At 64.2% G+C, this 20,227-nt stretch carries 24 protein-coding genes and 1 pseudogene; 13 read left to right on the top strand and 12 right to left on the bottom strand.

Annotation, left to right across the window (positions count from 1 at the left end; all coding sequences use genetic code 11):
- The first annotated feature begins 81 nt into the window (after nt 1-81).
- Nucleotides 82-645 carry an NTP transferase domain-containing protein gene (locus IB236_RS15300; protein ID WP_192421368.1) on the top strand — a complete coding sequence of 188 codons (564 nt, stop codon included), beginning with the start codon at nt 82-84 and terminating at the stop codon, nt 643-645.
- A 23-nt stretch (nt 646-668) separates the two neighbouring features.
- On the opposite strand, the gene IB236_RS15295 is transcribed toward IB236_RS15300, so the two are convergent.
- Both IB236_RS15295 and IB236_RS15290 read right to left on the bottom strand, forming a co-directional pair.
- On the bottom strand, nt 669-1,193 hold the full coding sequence (locus tag IB236_RS15295) for a superoxide dismutase family protein (protein WP_192421367.1): 525 nt from the start codon (nt 1,191-1,193) through the stop codon (nt 669-671).
- Nucleotides 1,194-1,292: 99 nt separating this feature from the next.
- Nucleotides 1,293-1,886 carry a gamma-glutamylcyclotransferase gene (locus tag IB236_RS15290; protein ID WP_099730270.1) on the bottom strand — a complete coding sequence of 198 codons (594 nt, stop codon included), beginning with the start codon at nt 1,884-1,886 and terminating at the stop codon, nt 1,293-1,295.
- 107 nt (nt 1,887-1,993) lie between these two features.
- Between IB236_RS15290 and IB236_RS15285 the strand changes: the two genes are divergently transcribed.
- On the top strand, nt 1,994-2,518 hold the full coding sequence (locus tag IB236_RS15285; protein WP_192421366.1) for an OmpA family protein: 525 nt from the start codon (nt 1,994-1,996) through the stop codon (nt 2,516-2,518).
- Nucleotides 2,519-2,629: 111 nt separating this feature from the next.
- Here IB236_RS15285 and gloA read toward each other — a convergent pair whose 3' ends face one another.
- Together gloA and IB236_RS15275 are read right to left on the bottom strand one after the other, a co-directional pair.
- The gene (gene gloA, locus IB236_RS15280; protein ID WP_192421365.1) at nt 2,630-3,043 is read right to left on the bottom strand and encodes a lactoylglutathione lyase; all 414 of its coding nucleotides are present in this window, start codon (nt 3,041-3,043) and stop codon (nt 2,630-2,632) included.
- Nucleotides 3,040-3,591: a PaaI family thioesterase gene (locus IB236_RS15275; protein WP_099730268.1), complete on the bottom strand. Its 552-nt coding sequence runs from the start codon at nt 3,589-3,591 to the stop codon at nt 3,040-3,042. Before IB236_RS15275 ends, gloA begins: the two co-directional genes overlap by 4 nt.
- Nucleotides 3,592-3,664: 73 nt before the next feature.
- On the opposite strand from IB236_RS15275, the gene IB236_RS15270 reads away from it, so the two are divergent.
- Genes IB236_RS15270 through IB236_RS15255 form a run of 4 tightly spaced genes read left to right on the top strand, consistent with a single transcriptional unit; the run spans nt 3,665 to nt 7,340 of the window.
- The gene (locus IB236_RS15270) at nt 3,665-4,144 is read left to right on the top strand and encodes a MarR family winged helix-turn-helix transcriptional regulator (protein WP_099730267.1); all 480 of its coding nucleotides are present in this window, start codon (nt 3,665-3,667) and stop codon (nt 4,142-4,144) included.
- Nucleotides 4,134-5,396 carry an MFS transporter gene (locus tag IB236_RS15265; RefSeq protein ID WP_192421364.1) on the top strand — a complete coding sequence of 421 codons (1,263 nt, stop codon included), beginning with the start codon at nt 4,134-4,136 and terminating at the stop codon, nt 5,394-5,396. Before IB236_RS15270 ends, IB236_RS15265 begins: the two co-directional genes overlap by 11 nt.
- Nucleotides 5,397-5,428: 32 nt before the next feature.
- Nucleotides 5,429-5,932 (top strand): MaoC family dehydratase, encoded by a 504-nt coding sequence (locus IB236_RS15260; RefSeq protein WP_146870899.1) that lies wholly within the window; start codon nt 5,429-5,431, stop codon nt 5,930-5,932.
- 31 nt (nt 5,933-5,963) lie between these two features.
- Nucleotides 5,964-7,340: an MATE family efflux transporter gene (locus IB236_RS15255; protein ID WP_056064997.1), complete on the top strand. Its 1,377-nt coding sequence runs from the start codon at nt 5,964-5,966 to the stop codon at nt 7,338-7,340.
- A 77-nt stretch (nt 7,341-7,417) separates the two neighbouring features.
- Here the strand turns inward: IB236_RS15255 and IB236_RS15250 are convergent, their stop codons facing one another.
- The 8 genes and pseudogenes from IB236_RS15250 to IB236_RS15215 form a co-directional block, all read right to left on the bottom strand.
- Nucleotides 7,418-8,215, bottom strand: a complete 798-nt coding sequence (locus IB236_RS15250; RefSeq protein WP_192421363.1) for an SDR family NAD(P)-dependent oxidoreductase — start codon at nt 8,213-8,215, stop codon at nt 7,418-7,420.
- A 151-nt stretch (nt 8,216-8,366) separates the two neighbouring features.
- Nucleotides 8,367-8,549 (bottom strand): annotated as a pseudogene (locus IB236_RS15245) (IS3 family transposase); the annotation flags it as partial.
- A 74-nt stretch (nt 8,550-8,623) separates the two neighbouring features.
- Nucleotides 8,624-9,514, bottom strand: coding sequence for a hypothetical protein (locus tag IB236_RS15240; protein WP_192421362.1), 891 nt, complete (start codon nt 9,512-9,514; stop codon nt 8,624-8,626).
- 229 nt (nt 9,515-9,743) lie between these two features.
- Nucleotides 9,744-11,483 carry a SulP family inorganic anion transporter gene (locus IB236_RS15235; protein WP_192421361.1) on the bottom strand — a complete coding sequence of 580 codons (1,740 nt, stop codon included), beginning with the start codon at nt 11,481-11,483 and terminating at the stop codon, nt 9,744-9,746.
- Between the two features lie 16 nt (nt 11,484-11,499).
- Entirely contained in the window at nt 11,500-11,856 is a 357-nt protein-coding gene (locus IB236_RS15230; protein ID WP_099730258.1) for a TIGR01244 family sulfur transferase, read from the bottom strand.
- A 1-nt stretch (nt 11,857) separates the two neighbouring features.
- Nucleotides 11,858-12,307: a YeeE/YedE family protein gene (locus IB236_RS15225; RefSeq protein WP_099730257.1), complete on the bottom strand. Its 450-nt coding sequence runs from the start codon at nt 12,305-12,307 to the stop codon at nt 11,858-11,860.
- A gap of 32 nt (nt 12,308-12,339) precedes the next feature.
- Nucleotides 12,340-12,771, bottom strand: a complete 432-nt coding sequence (locus IB236_RS15220) for a YeeE/YedE family protein (protein ID WP_056644586.1) — start codon at nt 12,769-12,771, stop codon at nt 12,340-12,342.
- Nucleotides 12,765-13,100, bottom strand: a complete 336-nt coding sequence (locus IB236_RS15215; RefSeq protein WP_056062726.1) for a helix-turn-helix transcriptional regulator — start codon at nt 13,098-13,100, stop codon at nt 12,765-12,767. Before IB236_RS15215 ends, IB236_RS15220 begins: the two co-directional genes overlap by 7 nt.
- A 100-nt stretch (nt 13,101-13,200) precedes the next feature.
- On the opposite strand from IB236_RS15215, the gene IB236_RS15210 reads away from it, so the two are divergent.
- The 7 genes from IB236_RS15210 (at nt 13,201) to IB236_RS15180 (ending at nt 20,170) form a co-directional block, all read left to right on the top strand.
- The gene (locus IB236_RS15210; RefSeq protein WP_099730256.1) at nt 13,201-14,061 is read left to right on the top strand and encodes an MBL fold metallo-hydrolase; all 861 of its coding nucleotides are present in this window, start codon (nt 13,201-13,203) and stop codon (nt 14,059-14,061) included.
- A gap of 47 nt (nt 14,062-14,108) precedes the next feature.
- Nucleotides 14,109-14,489 (top strand): rhodanese-like domain-containing protein, encoded by a 381-nt coding sequence (locus IB236_RS15205; protein WP_099730255.1) that lies wholly within the window; start codon nt 14,109-14,111, stop codon nt 14,487-14,489.
- A gap of 85 nt (nt 14,490-14,574) precedes the next feature.
- Entirely contained in the window at nt 14,575-14,766 is a 192-nt protein-coding gene (locus IB236_RS15200) for a DUF2892 domain-containing protein (RefSeq protein ID WP_015014124.1), read from the top strand.
- 65 nt (nt 14,767-14,831) lie between these two features.
- A complete protein-coding gene (locus IB236_RS15195) occupies nt 14,832-15,197 on the top strand; it encodes a carboxymuconolactone decarboxylase family protein (RefSeq protein WP_015014125.1) in 366 nt (121 codons plus the stop codon).
- 139 nt (nt 15,198-15,336) lie between these two features.
- Nucleotides 15,337-15,873, top strand: a complete 537-nt coding sequence (locus tag IB236_RS15190; RefSeq protein WP_099730225.1) for a molybdopterin-dependent oxidoreductase — start codon at nt 15,337-15,339, stop codon at nt 15,871-15,873.
- A gap of 27 nt (nt 15,874-15,900) precedes the next feature.
- Nucleotides 15,901-18,987 (top strand): response regulator, encoded by a 3,087-nt coding sequence (locus tag IB236_RS15185; protein ID WP_192421360.1) that lies wholly within the window; start codon nt 15,901-15,903, stop codon nt 18,985-18,987.
- Nucleotides 18,980-20,170 (top strand): two-component system response regulator, encoded by a 1,191-nt coding sequence (locus IB236_RS15180; RefSeq protein ID WP_056062707.1) that lies wholly within the window; start codon nt 18,980-18,982, stop codon nt 20,168-20,170. The genes IB236_RS15185 and IB236_RS15180 overlap by 8 nt, the downstream gene beginning before the upstream one ends.
- Nucleotides 20,171-20,227 lie beyond the last annotated feature (57 nt).

Genomic DNA, 20,227 nt, shown 5'->3' with positions numbered 1-20,227 from the left:
CTGGCCCGGCATCGCAGCACTAGAATCGCGCCCGCTGCACGCCACAGTTGATGGCCCAGCAACCTGTTCAAGCGGAACCCCATGCTCGTATCGCCTTTGCTCCCCGTCGTTCTGGTGCTGGCCTCGGGCCGGGGAGCGCGTTTTGCTGCGTCCGGCGGTGCGGTGCACAAGCTGCGCGCGCCCCTGGGAGCAAAGACCGTGCTGGAACACACCCTAGATGCCGTGCGCGCCAGCGGCCTGCCCTGGCACCTCGAAGACGCAGGCCACCCCGGCATGGGGGATTCGATCGCCGCAGCCGTGCGCGCCACGGCCCAGGCGCCCGGTTGGCTGGTGTTGCCGGGGGATTTGCCGCTGATCCGTCCCGACACCTTGCGCACCATCGCCGCCGCGCTGGCGGACCCGGACTGCGCCGTGGTCATGCCGGTGTACCAGGGCGAGCGCGGTCACCCTGTGGGGTTTTCGGCCGCATGCTTGTCCAGCTTGCGGGCGCTGACTGGCGAGCAGGGCGCCGCTAGCGTAGTGCGCGCGCAGGCGCAGCAGGGCAGGGTACGGCAGGTGGAGGTGGATGACGAAGGCACGGTGACCGACATAGACACCGTGCAAGACCTGGAACGCGCCGCGCAGTTGCTGGCAGCGCGCGGGTAACGGCGGCGAAGGCCGCTTTCGCTTTATTTGGAAGCAATCACCGCGCAAGCCAGGCGTGGTCCTGCGTTGCCGGTGGGTTGGGTCTTGTAGTCGTCGGGGTCGCGGTGAACGATCAGGCCCTTGCCGACGATGTCTGTGGTGGGGCCGCCCACGCTGATGGACCGCGACACAAAGCTGAATGCGGCGACGCCGTATTTGTCGGCCTTGAGGCTGGGCAGATCACCGGTGTGGTGTTCTCCCGCGCCGTGGGACCCGTGCGGTTTGGCCGTGGGGTTGAAATGTCCGCCGGTGCTCATGCCGTCGCCGCTGGAGCAGTCGCCCTTTTCATGCACATGAAAGCCGTGTTCTGCGTCAGGTTTGAGTCCACGAATTTCACCCGACACCTGCACACCATCGCCGGTCTGTACAAACGTCACCGTACCAGTGGCTGTGTTGCCCCGGGTGGGCTCCAGCTTGGCGGTAGCGCGGTTGCCAGACAGGTGGGAGGCACAGCCCGCCAGCGCCACAACAGCCAGGGAAGACAGGGCAAAAGCAAAACGAATATTCATGACTCAAACTCCTCGGTGCGAATGAATGAACGCGGGATTGAACCCGATACAAAGGCGCAGTCTCGCAAGCCACCACGCGAGAGTCCAGAAAAATGTGCACTATGCCTCTTTTTGGGCCAACGCGATCAACCGAGCCAAAGCCCTGTCGTGGATGCCGTGCTTGCGCAACTCGTCGTAGGTGGCCTGGGCGTAGTCGCGGGTGGTGCCGTAGCGTCCACAGGCCTGCTCGAAAATGCGGCAGTATTCGTGGTCTGGCAGCTCGCCCGTGTGGTTGGGACTTTTGCGCGACAGGGTAAAGGCCAGCGCCCGCACCGGGCCATGGGGCGTGTGGCACACCAGCCAGCGCGGGTCGTAGACAGCGGTGACCATCTCGCGTTGCCACAGGTTGATCATCACCTGCCGCGCATGCACCTTGTCCACGCGGAACACCATGCCCCGGCAGCTTCCGCCCGACAGCATGCCGAACACCAGTCCCGGGCACTCGGGCGTGCCACGGTTGATACGGCTCCACATCTTGAGCGCCCTGTGCCAGCCGTGGACCTTGGCCGGGCGGCGCTCGGCGTAGTCAAAATCCGGCCGCCAGATGAGCGACCCATAGCCAAAAATCCACAGGTCCTGATGGCCACCCCATTCCTGAAGGGCACGCTCCAGCATCGGCGCCGGGTCTCGCAGTGGGGCGGGCAGATTCGTCATGCCTTCACTCTACAATCGAAAGCTTTGCTGCAAGCGGCCGGGGCCTTGTTTTCGCAACGCCTGCATTGGCCGTCCAACCACTTTATTCATCACTACAGGGATCTTCCATGTCCAGCTCTGACGACGATAGCCAACAACGTTTTGCCCTCGGTTTTCTGTTTGCACTGATTGCGTTGGTGATCTCCGTGGTCGTGGGCACCGTGGTGGTCAAGCGTCTGGGCGCCAAGGCACCGGTCCAGCCTGCCGCCGTTGCGGCCAGCAACACGCCCGCAGCACCCGCCGTAGCCGTGGAAGAAGATATTGCCAGCGTGCGCGTGGAAAACGGTGTGGTGAAGTTCTACTTTGCCACCGCCAAGGCCGAGCTGGCCGTGGGTGCCAACGAAGCCCTGGCCGACGTGGTCAAGGGTGTGGCTGAGGGCAAGAAGGCCGTCATTTCCGGCTTCCACGATGCCACGGGCGACGCCGCACTGAATGCAGAACTGGCCAAGCAGCGCGCAGTGGCCGTGGCCGAAGCGCTCAAGGCCCTGGGCGTGGCCGAAGACAAGGTGGAGCTGAAGAAGCCAGAAGAAACCACCGCGACCGGCAGCAACGCCGAAGCCCGCCGCGTGGAAGTGACGCTGGGCGCCCTGTAAGCGCCGCCTGCTTCTCCAACAAAAAACCCGGTGCTCCCGGGTTTTTTTGGGCCAAATGGCCGCATGCGCTAGTGGAATATGCGCCAGCAGCTATCTATTTGATAGTGAATATTACCGCAGACCCTGGCCGCCTGCGCCTTCGGCGCGCTGGATCAACTCGATCTTGTAGCCATCGGGGTCGGTCACAAACGCGATCACCGTGGTGCCGCCCTTGACCGGACCTGCTTCGCGCGTCACGTTGCCACCCGAGGCCTTGATCTTTTCGCACGCGGCATACGCATCGTGCACGCCCAGCGCGATGTGGCCGTAGGCCGTGCCCATGTCGTAGCTTTCCACGCCCCAGTTGTAGGTCAACTCGATCTCGGCCTGGCCGGGGTTGCCGCCCTCGAAGCCCAGAAAGGCCAGCGAGTATTTGTACTCGGGGTTCTCGGACTGGCGCAGCAGTTGCATACCCAGCACCTGGGTGTAGAAATCAATCGAGCGTTGAAGGTTGCCAACGCGCAGCATCGTGTGGAGGAATTTCATCCCTTCGATTGTGCAGGCAGATCGAAAACCAGGCAGGTGGTGGTGGCGTGGGCATACAGCGTGCCGTCCGGCCCCACCAGGCGCGCCTCGGCCGTGGCCAGCTGGCGCCCGCTGTGGATCACCCGGCCCTCGGCGCGCACGCGCTGTACCTTGGGCGTGATGGCCTTTACCAGGTTGATGCCCAGCTCGGCCGTGGTGTAGCCGCGCCCAGGTTCCATGCGCGTGTGGATGGAGCAGCCCAGGGCGGAGTCGAGCAGGGTGGCAAACCAGCCGCCATGCACCGTGCCCATGGGGTTCAGGTGCTCTGCGCGGGGTGTGCCCTGGAAGATGGCCGTACCTTCTCCCACTTCGACGATCAGGAAGTCCAGCGTCTTGGCAATGGCCGCGTAGGGCAACTCACCGCGCAGCATGGCCTGCATCTGCTGCAGGCCGTTCAGGTGGGCGATCTGCTCGCGGCGGGCCACGCCCGGGCCGGGGCCTGCATCCAGCGTGGCCAGAATGTCGCGCTCCTGTGCCAGCCAGTGTTCAAGGTGGTTGTGCTGTGTCATGGGGTGTCCTGGTTGGTGGCGGGGTTGAAATGCATGAGTTGCATATGCAATTATTGCAGATACAATCAAATCCATGCAAGCCAACCCATCCACCCTGGCCCCTGTGCTGCCGCAGGGCTGCACCAACTTCAAGCTGCGCCAGCTGATGCGCCGCGTGGCCAACCACTACGACGCCGAAATGGCGAAATGTGGACTCAAGACCACGCAGTACTCGCTGCTGTCGCATGTGCTCAAGCTGGGCCCGATTCGCCCCGGTGATCTGGCCACGGAGATGAAGATGGATGCGTCCACGCTGACCCGCAACCTGCGCCCGTTGGTGGATGCGGGCTGGGTGACGCTGAGGGCGGGCACGGACGCACGCAGCCGCCTGGTGCACATCACCGACGCAGGCCGCGACAAGCGCGCGGAAGCGCAACGCCACTGGAAGGCCGCACAACTGGCGCTGAACGAGGCACTGGGCGTGGAACGCGTGATGGCCTTGCACGCGTTGGTGGACGACTCGCTCGATCTGCTGGCAGCACTGCCAGTGCAGGAGACTGCGCATGACGAATAACCACACCCCGCAGGCGACGGCCACCAAGCCCGCCGCACCGCTGGCCCTGTGGCTGGTGCTGCTGGCGGCCTCAGGCGCCTTTGCGCTGACCATGGGCACGCGCCAGACCATGGGTCTGTTCCTGTCCGCACTCAACACCTCCACGGGCCTGGGCATCGGCAGCATCAGCCTGGCGTTTGCGTTTGGCCAACTGTGGTGGGGGCTGACCCAGCCGTTTGCCGGGGCTGTGGCCGACCGCATCGGCACGGGTCGTGTGATCCTGATAGGTGTGGCGCTGGTGGCGCTGGGCACCTTCATCACGCCGTATATGACCACCACGGCCGGGTTGATTTTTGCGATTGGCGTGTTGGCCGCAGGCGGCGCAGGCATGGCTGGGCCGTCTGTGCTGATGGCGGCCACTGCCCGGCTGGTGCCTGTGCAAAAGCGCGGGCTGGCCAGCGGCATCGTCAACGCGGGCGGCTCGTTCGGGCAGTTTTTGATGGCGCCCGTCGCCATCAGCCTGACCGCCGCCGTGGGCTGGGCCAGTGCGATGCAGTGGCTGGGCGTGCTGGTGCTGCTAGCGCTGCCGGCGGTGTGGGTGCTCAAGGGCAACTCCAACGCCCTGGCGGCACAGGCTGCAGCGGTATCCGGCCAGAAGGCATTGACCGCGCGCGAGGCCATTGCCCAGGCCCTGGCCACACCGAGCTACCGGTATCTGGCGGCAGGCTTTCTGGTGTGCGGCTTTCACGTGGCGTTCCTGGCCACGCACTTGCCCGGCGTGATCGCAGCGTGCGGGTTGGCGCCCGAAGTAGGGGGCTGGTCGCTGGCGGTGATCGGGCTGTTCAACATTGTGGGCAGCCTGGCCATGGGCTGGGCGGTAGGGCGCTGGCGCATGAAGTCGCTGCTGTCGCTGCTGTACGCCACGCGAGGTCTGGCGGTGCTGATTTTCCTGTTTGCTCCCAAGACGCCGGCCGTGGTGCTGGTCTTTGCCGCCGTCATGGGCATCACCTTCTTGTCCACCGTACCACCCACGGCCGGTCTGGTCGCCAAGATGTTTGGCACGGCCAACATGGCAATGCTGTTCGGCATCGTGATGCTGTCGCACCAGATTGGCGGATTCCTGGGTGCCTACCTCGGCGGCAGCGTGTTCCAGGCCACCGGCAGCTATGACTGGGTCTGGTACATCGACATCGTGCTGGCCGTAGGCGCAGCGCTGGTCAACCTGTCGATCCGAGAAGCGCGCGTGGCGCGCCCCGCCGCCACGGCGGCCTGACCAACCACCTTCTCTCCACGAAAGCCATCGACATGACGCAGACCCCCGCCAGCAACGTTTCGACAGCCCCCACGTCCCCGATTTACCTGGACGACCTGTCTGTCGGCGACCAGTTCCAAAGCGGCGAACACGCGATGGACGAAGCGCAGATCACCACCTTTGCTGCGCAGTTCGACCCGCAGCCCTTTCACCTGGACGACGCTGCTGCGCGCGAGACGCTGTTTGGCGGTCTGGCCGCCAGCGGCTGGCACACGGCGGCCGTGACCATGCGCTTGCAAGTGACCAGTGGGCTGCCGATTGCGGGCGGCATCATCGGTGCGGGGGGCGAACTGAGCTGGCCTCGGCCCACACGCGCCACCGATGTGCTGCATGTGGTGAGCGAGGTGGTGCAGATCCAGCCCTCCAAGTCCAAGCCCGACCGAGGCATGGTCACGGTGCGCAGCGAGACCCGCAACCAGCACGGCGATGTGCTTCAGTTGTCTACCGTGCGCATCGTGGTGCCACGCCGGCCTGCAGCCGGTGGGGCAGGGGCCTGATGTGACCGAGGCCCTGAACCCGCGTACCCGCATGCTGCTGGAGGCGCCCATTGCGCCCACCTTGCTGCGGCTGGCCGCGCCCAACGTGCTGGTGATGCTGGCGCAGGCGGGCGTCGGGCTGATCGAGACCTACTTTGTCGGCCAGCTGGGCACCGATGCACTGGCCGGCATGGCGCTGGTGTTTCCGGTCGTCATGCTGATGCAGATGACCTCGGCGGGCGCCATGGGCGGCGGCATTGCTTCGGCCATTGCACGCGCCCTGGGCGCAAGGCGGCGGGACGATGCCGACGCGCTGGTGCTGCATGCGCTGGCCATTGCGGCGGTGTTTTCGCTGGTCTTTACCGTGGGCGTGGTGGGCGGAGGGCGCTGGCTCTACACCCGCATGGGCGGCACGGGCGGCGCACTGAATGCGGCACTGGTCTATTCCAACTGGGTGTTTGCGGGCGCGTTTCTGGTGTGGCTGTTCAACACGCTGTCGGCCGTGATCCGGGGCACGGGCAACATGGCTGTGCCAGCCTACGTCACGGTGCTGGGCGCGTTTGTACTGGTGCCGCTGTCGCCACTGTTCATCTTTGGCTGGGGCCCCATGCCGGGCCTGGGCATTGCCGGTGGCGCCATTGCGCTGATGGCGTATTACCTGATCGGCAGCGCCGTGCTGGCCGCATACCTGTGGTCGCCGCGCAGCCTGCTGCGGCCGTCGCTGGCGCACATCCGGTTTCGTTGGGTGCTGTTCAAAGACATCCTGCGGGTGGGTCTGGTGGGCACGGTGTCTACCGTCGCCACCAATCTGGCGATTGGCGTCACGACCGCATTGGTGGGTGGTTTTGGCACAGCGGCCATCGCGGGCTACGGCACCGCATCGCGGCTGGAATACCTGCTGGTTCCGTTGGTGTTTGGCCTGGGCGCGCCGCTGGTGGCCATGGTCGGCACATGCATCGGCGCTGGCCAGCGCGAGCGCGCCTTGCGCGCCACCTGGATTGGCGCGGCCATGGCGTTTGTGATGGCCGAGGCGATTGGCCTGTGGGCGGCAGCCTTTCCCAACGCGTGGCTGTCCCTGTTCAACAGCGACCCCGCCATGCTGGAAGCGGGTGCGCTGTATCTGCGCACCGTTGGCCCCGTGTACGGCTTCTTCGGCCTGGGCCTGGTGCTGTACTTTGCCTCGCAAGGGGCAGGGCGCCTGCTCTGGCCGGTGATCGGCAACATCGTGCGCCTGGCGGTGGCCGTCACCGGCGGCTGGCTGGCGCTGCGCTGGGGCGGTGGACTGGCCGCCGTGTTTGCAGCGCAGGGGGCGGCGCTGGTGCTTTACGGCTTGGTCAACGCCTGGGCGATTGCTGGCGGCGCCTGGTTCGGTCCGGTGGGCTGGCCGCGCAGTACCACCCGGCTGCTGCAGCGCATGCCACAGGTCTGAAAGTGATGAAAAAATAGCTGCTAGCGCTAGTGAATCATGCGCTGGCAGCTATCAAAACAGGAGTGGTCAGAAGTGCGTCAGACCGGCACGGTGTAGTTGAGCGTCATGCGCCCACCGTCCACAGTCACGATCTCGCCGGTCACATAGCTGGCCGCATCGCTGGCCAGCCAGGCCACCACATCGGCAATCTCGGACGGCTCGCCCAGCCGCTTCATAGGCGTGCGGCTCATGATCTTGTTCTTGGCCTCATCGCTGGTCAGCACGGCCTTGGCGGCCAGCTCGGTGGCGATGGTGCCCGGCGCCACCGCGTTCACGCGGATGTTCTTGTCGGCCAATGCCAGCGCCATCACCCGCGTGAGCTGGTTCACGCCGCCTTTGCTCACGTTGTAGCTGGAGATATTGGGAATGGTCAGCACACCGTTGACCGAGCTCATGTTCACGATCGAACCGCCTCCCGATACCACCATGGCCCGCGCCACCGCCTGGCCGACCAGGAACGAGCCCTTGAGGTTGACCCGCAGCACCGCGTCAAAGTCGGCCTCGGTTACCTCCAGAAAGTCTGCCGCGCGAAAGATGCCCGCGTTGTTCACCAAAACGTCGATGTGCCCATGGGCCGCCAGGGTCTGGGCCACCAGTGCATCCACTTGCGATTTATCGCCCACATCGCAGCGCACATACAGCGCGCCCAGCTCCTGCGCCAGCGCCTGGCCACGCGCATCGTCCACATCGACGATCACCGGCTTGGCGCCTTCGGCAGCAAAGCGGCGGACGCAGGCCTCGCCAATGCCTTGGGCGCCACCCGTGACGATGCAGACGCGGCCCTGATGACCGAAGTGGATGGACGATGTAGAAGGTGCTTGGGTGGGAAGGTTCATGGGCGGTGATGGTAGCGGCTTGGGCAGGATGCGGAGCCGACGGCGCATTGGCGCTTCGTTGGAATGACATCATCAATACTAGATACGATGTATATTATGTAAAATAAAAAATTTACGTTTCCACGTCCATGTCGACACGCTGGCCAGTGGTGTCGGCCAGTATCTCGATGGCTGCCTCCAGCATTGTGTTGACCGGTTGTGCGTCCGGCATCGTTGCAGCGGTACAACTTACCACCACACCGTAAAAACAAGCAATGACCGGCGACAGGCAAACCTTCCCAGCCGGAATCTGGAACTCCGTGATGTACGCCAGCCATTTGTGGTTGGGAGCTGCAACCCGGCTGAATTTAGGTCGCCCAAGTGCTTATCGCCGCCCCGCCCTGTACGGTGTCAATCGGCGCCAATAGATCAAGACCGAAGCTTTTTGCCTCGCGATTTGACAATCTCCCGCACCTCCGGAGGCAGCTCAGGGCTGGTCGGCAGCGGAGGAAAAACTCGAAATTTCCCCAGATTCCCCAGCTTTGGCTGGATGGCATATACCCAAACTTGCCGTATGCGGTCGCCTTTGCGGGCCTGGCTAGCCCAGCTGCCCGTGAATGTGCTGACAGTCCCCTTTGTCTTGTCGTAGGCCATGAGATAGGAATGTTGCGCACCGCTTTGCATGTGGGTAACCAACTGAATAGAAAAATCGGTGTCTGGCCAGAACCAACCTGGCTGGTCGTGGATGGGACATCCGCACATCATCGTGATCTCGGCCGTGCAGTTGAGCTGCGAGGTTTGCCACTGGGCGCTAACGTTGCTGATACAGAGCCCGGGGATTTCGATAACCATTCCCTCGGGAGTTTCGGGCCCCATGCCAATGTCCACCCCCGGCAGTAGGTTGATGTCTGTCTGCACCAAGCGTGCCTGTTCAGGATGTTTCAACGGCCCAAACACCAGCAAGCGCAACTGGGAGGGAGATTGAACGGGGACCTGGAGCTGTACCTCTACGCTGTGCTCATCACTGGGGAAAGGCTGGCTTCGGCTGACAGGGCTCATCAGTTGTTCTGGCCCAGCACTTTGTGGCGTGGGGGCTTGTGCGAAGCCGTAGGCCACGATTTTGGAGGTGCGGGGATCTTGCAGTGCGATCAGTGCGCTGAGATTGTTGGGATCTGCCGCATCATGTCCAAGATACTTCCCGCCGCGTGCGGCGGGGCGTACACGAATACGGGATGTCTTGGCGCTCCCGTCGATCGTGACCGCAGCGGAGATGTTTGCAGCCGAAGAAGCAGCATCAGCAGCAACCGCGGCGTGGGACATGGTCGATATTCCGCTGATGGCGGCGCTGGTGCCCAATGTGGACAAAAAACTTCGCCTCTTCATACTCGTTCCTCCTGGGGCACTGTTAAACAAGTGCAATGCGGTGTGATTGCATGCGCCCCCTCAAACGAAAAGAGGTTTGCGACGTATTTCAGAATAGATGCAAAGTTGCGTCCGGGGCTCAAAAAAATCCCGGGGAAAACCCGTGGGGCAACGGGCTACGCATTGGCTAGATAGCCGCCGCCGGATCGCCATACCGAGCAACCATGCTGCCGGTCCGCCTTGCGTATTCGAAGGCAGCATGAGTACTCAAAAAGATTCGTCCCTCCAGCCGCTGGCTGAGTGCCGTGCCCCGCAAACGGTCGAGTACAGGACCTTTCACCTCGGCTAGCAGCAGCGCCGCCCCTCGCTGAGCCAGACTTCGCTCCAGGTCTGTAAGTACGCCCAACGCAGTCGTGTCGATCTGGTTGATGGCTGAGCACACAAGAAGCACACATCGAGTGTCTGGTTGGTTGGCTATCAATTCCTCCACGCGGTCCAGCAAGGCATCCGAGTTGGCGAAATTCAGGCTTTCATCCACCCGCACGGCAATCAGGCCGGGCTCTGTGTTCACCGTATGACGGGTCACGTTGCGGAAATGCTCCGTGCCTGGCACGCGCCCCACAACCGCAATGTGCGGATGGCTGCTGCGCCACACCAACGTGCCCAGCGACAACGCCACCCCCGTCAGGATGCCGACTTCCACGCCCAAAGCGATCACGCCCCCTGCGGTGGCCAGCAGGGCCATGGCATCCGCCTTGTCGTAATGCCAGGCCTCGCGCAGTGTCTCTACGTCAATCAGGGACACCACCGCCACGATGATGGTGGCCGCCAGTACGGCATGGGGCAGATAGTGAAACAGCCCGGTCAGCGCGGCAATCACCACACCCATCAGCACGGCAGAAATGACACCTGCCAGGGGCGTGTTGGCTCCGGCGGCAAAATTGACGACCGAGCGCGCAAAGCCGCCCGTGACGGGGAAACCGCCCGACAGCGCACTGGCGACATTGGCCGCTCCCAAGCCCAGCAGCTCCCGGTTGGGCTGAATGCGCTGCTGCCGCTTGAGCGCCAGCGATTGCGCTACCGACACACTTTCCACAAAGCCCACCAGCGAGATCAGCAGCGCAGGCAGCCACAGCGAGCCCACAGACGCCATAGAAACTGCCGGCAGCCCAAGCTGTGGCAGGCCCTGGGGCACCGTGCCGACAATGCTGACCCCTGCCGTCTGGTCCCAGCGCATGGCGGCCACCAAGGCAGTGGACACCATCACCGCCAGCATCGGCGCCAGTTTGGATGCGATGTCTGCCAACCGAGGGCTGGCGCCCAGGCGGACCAGCCAAGGGGACAAAGACTTGCGCGCCAGCACGAGAAACAACACGCTGCCCGCACCAATGCCCAGCGTGACCAGGTTGGTTCCGGGCGCCGCGTGCGCGAGCTGCACCACGGTGTCAAAGAGGTTGGTACCGCCGGCCCTTACCCCCAGCAGGTGCTTGACCTGCCCCACGGCGATGAGCACTGCCGAGCCGGAGATAAACCCGCTGATGACCGGATGGCTCAGAAAATGGGCCAGGAAGCCCAGCCGCAATGCGCCAAATAGCAGCAACATGCCTCCTGACAGGAGTGACAGCAGCATGGCCAGCGCCACGTAGTCGGGCGAGCCAGCCGCCGCTAGCGGCTGCAGGGCGCTCGCCGTCATGAGTGAGGCCACCGCCACGGGCCCCACAGCCAGCGTCATGCTGGAGCCCAGCATGGCGTAGGCAATGATGGGCAGGATGCTGGCGTACAAGCCCACCTCGGGTGGCAAGCCCGCCAACAGTGCGTAGGCCAGACTCTGCGGGATCAGCATCACCGTCACGATCACGCCGGCGACCATGTCGCCGGAGAGCCAGGACTTCTGGTAGTTGCGAACCCAGCCGGGGATGAAGTTCATTATGGTTCCAGGGTGTTCAGGACGCTTCGGCGTCCAAGTCCTGCGCCAGCCCGAACAACTGTGCAGACCGGGCGCCTGAACGGCAAAACGCCAACATGGGCTTGGGGGCCGAGATCAGGACCTTGTGCATGGCCTGCACCTGTTCCGGCGTGATGGAGCCACTGACCACGGGCAGATACACATAGTGCAGCCCGGCCACTGTGGCAGCGCGCTCCATTTCAGGGCTGGTGGGTTGTGCGCCACCGCCCTCCCCGTCGGGCCGGTTGTTGATGATGGTCTTGAAGCCCTGCTGGGCCAAAGCAGCAAAGTCCGTAGTGGCCAGCTGCGGCGACACAGCAAAGTCGGGGGTCAGGGCAATGATCTGCAGCGGCATGTCAGCGGGCTCCGGTCTGGGTAGGTGGGGCGCGGTGGGACATGCGTTCGGCCAGTTCAAACAGCCACATGCCCGCCAGCATCGCGATCACAAACACGATGGCTTTGGGCTGGCCTGCACCCGCCGAAACGATGGCTGGCCCCGGGCAAAAGCCTGCAATGCCCCAGCCCGCACCAAAGATGAGGCTTCCAACCACCAGACGGCGGTCAATATCATGCGACGTGGGCAGGTGCATGGCGCCACCCAGGAAGCTGGTGGTCCGCTTCTTGGCTACGGCGAAGGCAAAGACGCCCACCGCAATGGCTCCGCCCATCACAAACGCCAGCGATGGGTCCCACAAGCCAGCCAGGTCCAGAAAACCCAGCACCTTGCCCGGGTCGGTCATGCCCGAGACGATCAGGCCCAGCCCGAAGATCAGACCCACCACAAACTCCGAGATACGATTTTTCATAGCGATCAATGCTCCGATGAATGGGGGTGCGGTCAGGCCAGCGCGTGCCGGATTAGGAAGACGGTGACGAACCCTGCCCCCATGAAGGCCAGCGTCGCTACCAAGGACCGAGGCGACATGCGCGAGAGTCCGCACACGCCGTGGCCGCTGGTGCAGCCCGATCCGTAGCGGGTGCCGACACCCACCAGCAGGCCGGCGATCACCACCATGCCCCAGTTCGCATCAATGCGCGGCTGCGTGGGGCCGACCACCAGCCAGTAAAGGCCAGGCGCCACCAACATGCCCAGCACAAAAGCCAGGCGCCAGCCCATGTCACCCGCGCGGGGGCGCAGCAGCCCTCCCACAATGCCGCTGATGCCCAGGATGCGCCCGTTGAGAAGCACAAAAAGCGCTGAGGCAAGGCCCAGCAAAACACCGCCAGCGAGCGCAGCCCAGGGGGTGAAATGGGTCCAGTCGATCAGCATGGCTTGCTCTCCTGGGCGGGGCCACAAAATTGTTCAAACAGCACGTTCATCACCGCCAGGGCCTGGGGGCTGGCGATCTCGTAATAGATGTTTTTGCCGTCACGGCGCGTGTTGACGAGGCCCTCCTCGCGCAATACGCCCAGCTGCTGCGACAAGGTGGGCTGGGAGATGCCCACCAACTCTTCCAGTTCACCCACACGCTTTTCACCCTGCGTCAGCTGGCATAGCAGCAGCAGGCGGTCGGGGTTGGACAACACCTTCATCAAGCGACAAGCGCTGTCGGCGGACCTGCGCAAGGTTTCCAGGTCCATTTGTGCTTCTGCGTGCATGGTCGCGCGCTCCTTTTCAAATTCGATGTTGATATTCTATTGACTAACAATCTATTTGTCAATAAACTATCTGCATCGAAATTAAAAACGGAGCCCTTCGATGAAACCCCAGATAGAAGCCTTCTTCGACGACGCCACCTGGACGGTGACCTATGTGGTGTTCGATCAACCTGGCGGCCACTGCGCGGTGGTCGATTCAGTGCTCGACTACGATCCGAAGTCGGGCCGCACCCGCACGCGGTCAGCCGACAAGATCGTGGCGTTCGTACAGAGTCAGGGGTTGACGGTGCAATGGATTCTGGAAACCCACGCCCATGCGGACCACCTGTCGGCCGCGCACTACCTTCGCGACAAGTTGGGTGGAAAAATCGCCATTGGTGCGTCCATCACCCAGGTGCAGGACGTATTCAAGAAGGTGTTTCATCTGGAGCCCGGATTCCACCCCGATGGCAGCCAGTTCGACCAGCTGCTGCACGACAACGAGGTCTTCCACATCGGCCAGCTGGAGGCCCAGGCGCTGGCAGTGCCTGGTCACACCCCCGCTTGCATGGCCTACCAGGTCGGTGACGCTGTGTTTGTGGGCGACACCCTGTTCATGCCCGACGTGGGCACAGCGCGCTGCGACTTTCCCGGGGGCAATGCCCACACGCTATACCAGTCGGTGCGCAAACTGCTGAGCCTGCCGGATGAAACCCGCCTGTTCATGTGCCACGACTACCCACCCGCAGGGCGCGCCGTGGCCTGGCAAACCACCGTCGCCGACCAGCGTGCCAAGAACATCCATGTGCATGACGGGGTGACCGAAGACGCCTTTGTGGCGCTGCGCACCCAGCGCGACGCGACGCTGGAGATGCCCGTGCTCATCCTGCCCTCGGTGCAGGTCAACATCCGCGCAGGGGAAATGCCGCCAGCGGAAGCCAATGGCGTGACCTATCTCAAGATTCCCGTCAACGCGCTGTGACACAACTGCCACATCCGTACCGCCACACCCACCGCAGGAACGCACACATGAAAACAGCCCACGACCTCGTCACCGCTGCCAAGGCCCTGGTGCAAGAGGTACCACCGAACCAGGCCGACGAAGCCATCCGAACCGCCGACGTGCTGATCGATGTGCGGGAGGCCGACGAGTACCAGGCCGGACATATCCCCGGCGCAATTCACGCCTCGCGCGGAGTGCTGGAGTTCCGGCTCAGCAGCACGCCCGAACTCAGCGCACGCGACCTCAAGGTGGTGCTGTACTGCAAGACCAGCGGCCGTGCCGCACTGGCCGCGCGCGCCATGCACGACATGGGCTATCTGCAGGTGCAGTCCATCGCCGGCGGCTTTGACGCCTGGGTGGCGGCGGGCAAGCCCGTGGCAGCGCCTGCGTCTCCCTCATTCGACTGACCGGGCAGCGAGCGCATTACGCGCTCGCTGCGCTTGTGCAAGCCAGGCCCATCCCGGGCCACAACCTCAGAGCAAGGAAATCATCATGAACATCAACGTAGGAACCGTGGACCGTGTGCTGCGCGTCTTGGCAGGCCTGGTCCTGATCGCACTGGCTGCCACCGGGACGGTGGGCTGGTGGGGATGGCTGGGCGTGGTGCCACTGGCCACCGGCCTGTTCCGCTTCTGCCCGGCTTACACGCTGCTTGGCATCAACACCTGTCCCATGAAGAAATAAGCCGCCGACAGGCGCCGACACACGCAGAGTCCGGTGCCCTCAAGGCCCCAGCAAGGAACCATTCCATGAGTACGTTCGACCACACCAGCCTGATCCAGGGCATCAACGAAAGCCTGGCTACCTTCCGAAAGGCCCAGCCTGACGCCATGCGGGGCTTTGCGCAGCTTGCGCAGGCCTCGATGGCGGAAGGTGCGTTGACCAGCAAGCACAAGGAGCTGATTGCCCTGGCCATTGGCGTCACCCAGCGCTGCTCCGGGTGCATCGGTTTTCATGTCAAGGCACTGCAAAAGCTCGGTGCCACCCGCGCAGAGCTGGAAGAGATGCTGGCCGTGTGCGTTTACATGGGCGGCGGCCCGGCACTCATGTACACGGCCGAGGCCCTGAAGGCCTGGGACACCATGGCCGCCGCCAGCGCACCCGCCGCAGCCTGACGCAGCAACCCTGCCATCCGTCCGCCGCCGTCGCGCGCTCGACACCCCGGCGTACCGTCCGTCAGACTGGCGGCGATAAATCGGTTTACATTTTGGGCATCTATCCGCGAGACTGTTACCAAAACAGGAGGGGGTGTCCATGCAATCTCATCGTCGTCATGGGTTGGAACGGGTGTTGTCCAAGGCATGGGCCGCAGGGGTCATTGGCGCGGCCTTGCTGGCCGCGAGCAACGTGCAGGCGCTGGAGCCACCCACCGGCCCTGTCATCCTCACCATCCACGGCGCCATCACGCAGACCAACCGGGGCCCGCAGGCGCAGTTCGACATGAAGATGCTGGAGAAGCTGCCGCAGCACAGCTTCTCCACCCAGACACCCTGGTACCCCAGCGCTGTCACGTTCACTGGCCCCCTGCTGCGCGATGTGCTGGCGGCGGTGGGAGCCAAGGGCACCAAGATCACTGCCGTGGCCCTGAATGACTACAAGACCGAGATTCCGGCAGACGACGCCACGCGGCATGACGTGATCGTGGCGCGCCTGATGAACAACCGGCCCATGCCCATCCGCGAAAAAGGCCCGCTGTTCATCGTGTACCCGTTTGATACCAAGGCCGAGCTGCGCAGCGAGCTGTACTACAACCGGGCGGCCTGGCAGCTCAACGCACTGCACATCCGGTAGCCGCCCTCCCCGCTTCCCGCCCCATCTATGCTGCGCAGCCAACACATCCTGCGGCTCATCATTGCCGGGCTGGTGTTGGCCTATGTCGCTATTGCGGCGGTGCAGTACAGCCAGTACCGCAGTGTGGAGGCCGTCATGCGGCGCGGCGATGTGAATGCGCTGTGGTCGTTCTTGCAGCTCAATGTGGAATATGAAAAGCTGGACCATGCGCTGCACCAGTTCGAGCTGGACCCCACCAGCATCACCATGGACCGGCTGGAGCTGCGGTATGACCTGTTCCTGAGCCGATTCAGCGCCTTGGAAAGCGGCACCTCGCGCACGCTGATGCAGGACGAGCCCATCTACAGCAATGCGCTGGCCGCCCTGCAGCGGTTTGTGGCGGCGGGCGACAGCTACTTTGGCGCCAGTGTGGATGCCCTCTCCAGCCAGACCAACATGCGGCGCCTGCGCACCGAGCTGGACGGCCTGCGTGAAACGGTGCAAGAGCTGTCGCTCAGTGCGTCGCGCGTGTCGGCCCTGCTGGGCGACTCGCGCAACGCCGAGGTCAAACACCAGACTTTGCTGACCACCGGGCTCACTGCATTCCAGGCCCTGCTCACCTTTTTGCTCGCTTTTGCGATGGCGCGGCAGTTCCTTCAGCGCGAAAAGGCCACGGCCCAGGCCATGGCGGCGCAGAACGAGCTGGTCGATGCCCTCAAGCGCAACGAGGAGGTGCTGGAAGCGCGCGTGGCCGAGCGCACCGTGGAGCTGCAAAAAGTCAACGCAGCCCTGCGCGAACATGAGGACGAGCTGGAGATTGCCCGCGCCCGTGCGGAGGACGCCTCGCAGATGAAGTCGGACTTCCTGGCCAACATGAGCCACGAGATCCGCACCCCCATGAACGCGGTGATCGGCATGAGCCACCTGGCCCTGGGCACCGACCTCACACCGCGCCAGCGCGACTATGTCGAAAAGATCCAGCGCTCCGGCCAGCATCTGCTTGGCCTGATCAACGACATCCTGGACTTCAGCAAGATCGAAGCGGGCAAGCTCGAAGTGGAGGTGGTGGACTTTGACCTGCGCGGCGTGCTGGACAACGTGGCCAACCTGGTCAGCGACAAATGCGCGCACAAGGGTCTGGAGCTGCTGTTCGATGTGGACCCGGCCCTGCCCGACGACCTGCGCGGCGACCCGTTGCGCCTGGGGCAGATCCTGGTCAACTACGCCAACAACGCCGTCAAGTTCACCGACAAGGGCGAAATCATCGTGCGCGTCACCGAAACGTCGCGCGACGACACCGGAGTCCTGCTGCGTTTTGAGGTGCAAGACACCGGCATCGGCCTGACCTCTGAGCAGCAGTTGCGGCTGTTTCGCTCGTTCGAACAGGCCGACACATCTACTACGCGCAAATACGGTGGCACCGGGCTGGGGCTGGCCATTTCCAAGAAGCTGGCCGGCTTGATGGGCGGCGAAGTGGGAGTACAAAGCCAGCCGGGGGTGGGCAGCACCTTCTGGTTTACCGCCCGTCTCGGGCTGGGCAACCCCAGTCATGCCCCCCTGCTGCCCACCCCCGACCTGCGCGGGCGGCATGTCTTGGTGGTGGACGACAGCGAGCAGGCCCGGCATATCCTGGGCGAGATGCTGGCCCGCATGAGCTTTGCCGTCACCACGGCCTCTTCCGGCGAGGAGGCGGTAACCCGGGCCCGCGCCGCCGAACAGGCCGGTCGCCCCTGCGAGATCGCATTCGTGGACTGGAAGATGCCCGGCATGGACGGGTTTGACACCCACCGCGCACTTGCCCGCCTGCAGCACCCGCCACTCACGGTCATCGTGACCGCAGCAGGCCGCGACGATGTGCAAAGCGAACTGGAACGCGCCGGGCTGCAGCTGATGCTGTCCAAACCCGTCAGCCCCTCGCAACTTTTTGATGCCGCCATGCAGGCGCTGGGCGGGCAGGTCCGGTCGTCCGACGGGCGTGGCACACAAACACCCCGGCGCGCTGCGCACCTTTCCGCCATTGCTGGCGCACGGGTGCTGCTGGTGGATGACAACGACCTGAACCAGCAGGTGGGCGCCGAGCTGCTGAGCGGCGCTGGCCTGGTGGTGGATGTGGCCCAGAACGGACAGGTGGCGCTGGACATGCTCGCCCAAGCCCCCTACGACCTGGTACTGATGGACATGCAAATGCCCGTGATGGACGGCCTGACCGCCACCAGGCACCTGCGCCAGAACCCGTCCTGGGCCCAGCTGCCCGTGCTGGCCATGACGGCCAACGCCATGAGCCGCGACCGTGACCTGTGCCTGGAAGCGGGCATGAACGGTCACCTGGCCAAACCCATCGACCCGGACGAACTGTTTGCTGCCCTGCTGCAATGGATTGCACCCCGATCCACCGGTGCGGACGAGGCTGACCGCGAAGGCGGAGACCTTCAGGGGCAGCCAGCTAGCGCCCCTTCCAACTCCGACACAGCGCCCCACTCCACAGCTGCGCTTCCCACCGATGACGCACTGCGCCGCATCCCAGGGCTCGACGTGACCGCCGGCCTGCGGCGTGTGCTGGACAAACGGCCTGCCTACGAAGGCCTGCTGCGCAAGTTTGTGGCGGGGCAAGCGCAGGCGGTCCAAGCCACCCGTACTGCCCTGGCTGCCGGGCTACACGACGAGGCCCAGCGCGCCATGCACACGCTCAAAGGCACGGCCGGCACCATTGGCGCCACCGCACTGGCAGCCCTGGCACAGCGTGCGGAAGAAGCCATCGCCCAGAAGGCCTCGCCCGAGCTGGCAGAGCCACTGCTGGAGCCCGTGGAAGCGGCTTGCCAGGCGCTGGTCACTGCGCTGCAGCAGGCCCTGCCCGCAGAGGAGGTTGCGGGCACGGACGCTGCGCCTGGCCCGCAGATCGACGCCTCCGCTGCGCATGCGCTGGTGGCGCAGCTTGAAGCACTGCTGTCCGACGACGATTCCGACGCCATCGAAATCTTCAGGCAATCCACGCCCACCCTGCAGGCCCTGCTGGGGCCGGCATATGGCCAGATGAAGCGGTCGCTGGACAGCTACGACTTTGTGGAGGCACTGGCCATACTGCGCCAGGCCCCCGAGGCGCACAATGACAACAAGGAGGACCCGGTCCATGAATAGCCCATTCGCACCCAGCGGCAAATGCACGGTGCTGGTCGTAGACGACACGCCCGACAACCTCTCGCTGATGAGCGACCTCCTGCGCACCGACTACAAGGTCAAGCTTGCGCCCAGTGGCGAGCGCGCCCTGCAGATCGTGGCGGGCGACAGCAAGCCCGACCTGATCCTGCTGGACATCATGATGCCGGACATGGATGGCTACGAGGTGCTGCGCCGCCTGCAGTTCAACCCCGACACTGAAGACATCCCTGTCATCTTCCTCACCGCCATGAGCGCGGCCGATGACGAAAGCATTGGCCTGGAGCTGGGTGCGGTGGACTACATCACCAAACCCATCAACCCGGCCATCGTGATGGCCCGGGTGCGCAACCACCTGCAGCTCAAGCGCGCGCGCGACTTCCTGGCCCAGCACAACCACTTTCTGGAGCAGGAGGTCGCCAACCGCACCCGGGCGATGGCCGAGCTGCAGGACGCCACGATCCGCGCCATGGCCTCGCTGGCCGAAACGCGCGACAACGAAACGGGCAACCACATCCGGCGCACGCAGCACTACATGGAAGCGCTGGCCCGCCACCTGCAAAACCACCCGCGCTTCAAGGACGAGCTGACCGACGCCGCCATCGAGACCATCTTCAAGTCCGCCCCGTTGCACGACATCGGCAAGGTGGGCATCCCCGACCGCATCCTGCTCAAGCCCGGCAAGCTCACGCCGGAAGAGTTCGAGATCATGAAGACGCACACCACGCTGGGGCGCGACGCCATCATCGCGGCCGAGACGGGGACCACACAGGACAACCCGTTTTTCCGGTATGCCAAGGAGATCGCCTACAGCCACCAGGAGAAATGGGACGGCTCGGGCTACCCCGAAGGCCTGGTGGGCAACACCATTCCACTGTCAGCGCGGCTGATGGCCGTGGCCGACGTGTACGACGCACTGATTTCCGAACGCGTCTACAAGCCCGCGTACTCCCACGAGCAGGCGGTAGAGATCATTCGCGACGGCCGGGGGAGCCACTTCGACCCCGACATGGTCGACGCCTTCCTGACCCTGTCCGAGGAGTTCCGGCGCATTGCCCAGCAGTTTGCCGATGCCGAGCCTGCACGGCTGGCCCAGGTGGACCGCCTGGCCGCCGATCTGCCCATGGAGCGCATCGAACTGACCTCGCGCGAAGAGCCGCTCTGAATGGCAGTGCCCCGCGCCTTACCGTAGCGCAGCACTGAGGCACGGCATTCGGTGGCG

It is taken from the genome of Acidovorax sp. ACV02, assembly GCF_014851475.1.
In the GTDB taxonomy this organism is placed as follows: domain Bacteria; phylum Pseudomonadota; class Gammaproteobacteria; order Burkholderiales; family Burkholderiaceae_C; genus Acidovorax; species Acidovorax delafieldii.
Note: the sequence above shows the minus strand (reverse complement) of the source record. Positions and strands in the feature narration are given on the sequence as shown.

Excerpts from the sequence above, each read along its gene's own strand:
- IB236_RS15300 (WP_192421368.1), top strand. The coding sequence starts at position 82 with ATGCTCGTATCGCCTTTGCTCCCCGTCGTTCTGGTGCTGGCCTCGGGC.
- IB236_RS15295 (WP_192421367.1), bottom strand. The coding sequence starts at position 1,193 with ATGAATATTCGTTTTGCTTTTGCCCTGTCTTCCCTGGCTGTTGTGGCG.
- IB236_RS15290 (WP_099730270.1), bottom strand. The coding sequence starts at position 1,886 with ATGACGAATCTGCCCGCCCCACTGCGAGACCCGGCGCCGATGCTGGAG.
- IB236_RS15285 (WP_192421366.1), top strand. The coding sequence starts at position 1,994 with ATGTCCAGCTCTGACGACGATAGCCAACAACGTTTTGCCCTCGGTTTT.
- gloA (WP_192421365.1), bottom strand. The coding sequence starts at position 3,043 with ATGAAATTCCTCCACACGATGCTGCGCGTTGGCAACCTTCAACGCTCG.
- IB236_RS15275 (WP_099730268.1), bottom strand. The coding sequence starts at position 3,591 with ATGACACAGCACAACCACCTTGAACACTGGCTGGCACAGGAGCGCGAC.
- IB236_RS15270 (WP_099730267.1), top strand. The coding sequence starts at position 3,665 with ATGCAAGCCAACCCATCCACCCTGGCCCCTGTGCTGCCGCAGGGCTGC.
- IB236_RS15265 (WP_192421364.1), top strand. The coding sequence starts at position 4,134 with ATGACGAATAACCACACCCCGCAGGCGACGGCCACCAAGCCCGCCGCA.
- IB236_RS15260 (WP_146870899.1), top strand. The coding sequence starts at position 5,429 with ATGACGCAGACCCCCGCCAGCAACGTTTCGACAGCCCCCACGTCCCCG.
- IB236_RS15255 (WP_056064997.1), top strand. The coding sequence starts at position 5,964 with ATGCTGCTGGAGGCGCCCATTGCGCCCACCTTGCTGCGGCTGGCCGCG.
- IB236_RS15250 (WP_192421363.1), bottom strand. The coding sequence starts at position 8,215 with ATGAACCTTCCCACCCAAGCACCTTCTACATCGTCCATCCACTTCGGT.
- IB236_RS15240 (WP_192421362.1), bottom strand. The coding sequence starts at position 9,514 with ATGTCCCACGCCGCGGTTGCTGCTGATGCTGCTTCTTCGGCTGCAAAC.
- IB236_RS15235 (WP_192421361.1), bottom strand. The coding sequence starts at position 11,483 with ATGAACTTCATCCCCGGCTGGGTTCGCAACTACCAGAAGTCCTGGCTC.
- IB236_RS15230 (WP_099730258.1), bottom strand. The coding sequence starts at position 11,856 with ATGCCGCTGCAGATCATTGCCCTGACCCCCGACTTTGCTGTGTCGCCG.
- IB236_RS15225 (WP_099730257.1), bottom strand. The coding sequence starts at position 12,307 with ATGAAAAATCGTATCTCGGAGTTTGTGGTGGGTCTGATCTTCGGGCTG.
- IB236_RS15220 (WP_056644586.1), bottom strand. The coding sequence starts at position 12,771 with ATGCTGATCGACTGGACCCATTTCACCCCCTGGGCTGCGCTCGCTGGC.
- IB236_RS15215 (WP_056062726.1), bottom strand. The coding sequence starts at position 13,100 with ATGCACGCAGAAGCACAAATGGACCTGGAAACCTTGCGCAGGTCCGCC.
- IB236_RS15210 (WP_099730256.1), top strand. The coding sequence starts at position 13,201 with ATGAAACCCCAGATAGAAGCCTTCTTCGACGACGCCACCTGGACGGTG.
- IB236_RS15205 (WP_099730255.1), top strand. The coding sequence starts at position 14,109 with ATGAAAACAGCCCACGACCTCGTCACCGCTGCCAAGGCCCTGGTGCAA.
- IB236_RS15200 (WP_015014124.1), top strand. The coding sequence starts at position 14,575 with ATGAACATCAACGTAGGAACCGTGGACCGTGTGCTGCGCGTCTTGGCA.
- IB236_RS15195 (WP_015014125.1), top strand. The coding sequence starts at position 14,832 with ATGAGTACGTTCGACCACACCAGCCTGATCCAGGGCATCAACGAAAGC.
- IB236_RS15190 (WP_099730225.1), top strand. The coding sequence starts at position 15,337 with ATGCAATCTCATCGTCGTCATGGGTTGGAACGGGTGTTGTCCAAGGCA.
- IB236_RS15185 (WP_192421360.1), top strand. The coding sequence starts at position 15,901 with ATGCTGCGCAGCCAACACATCCTGCGGCTCATCATTGCCGGGCTGGTG.
- IB236_RS15180 (WP_056062707.1), top strand. The coding sequence starts at position 18,980 with ATGAATAGCCCATTCGCACCCAGCGGCAAATGCACGGTGCTGGTCGTA.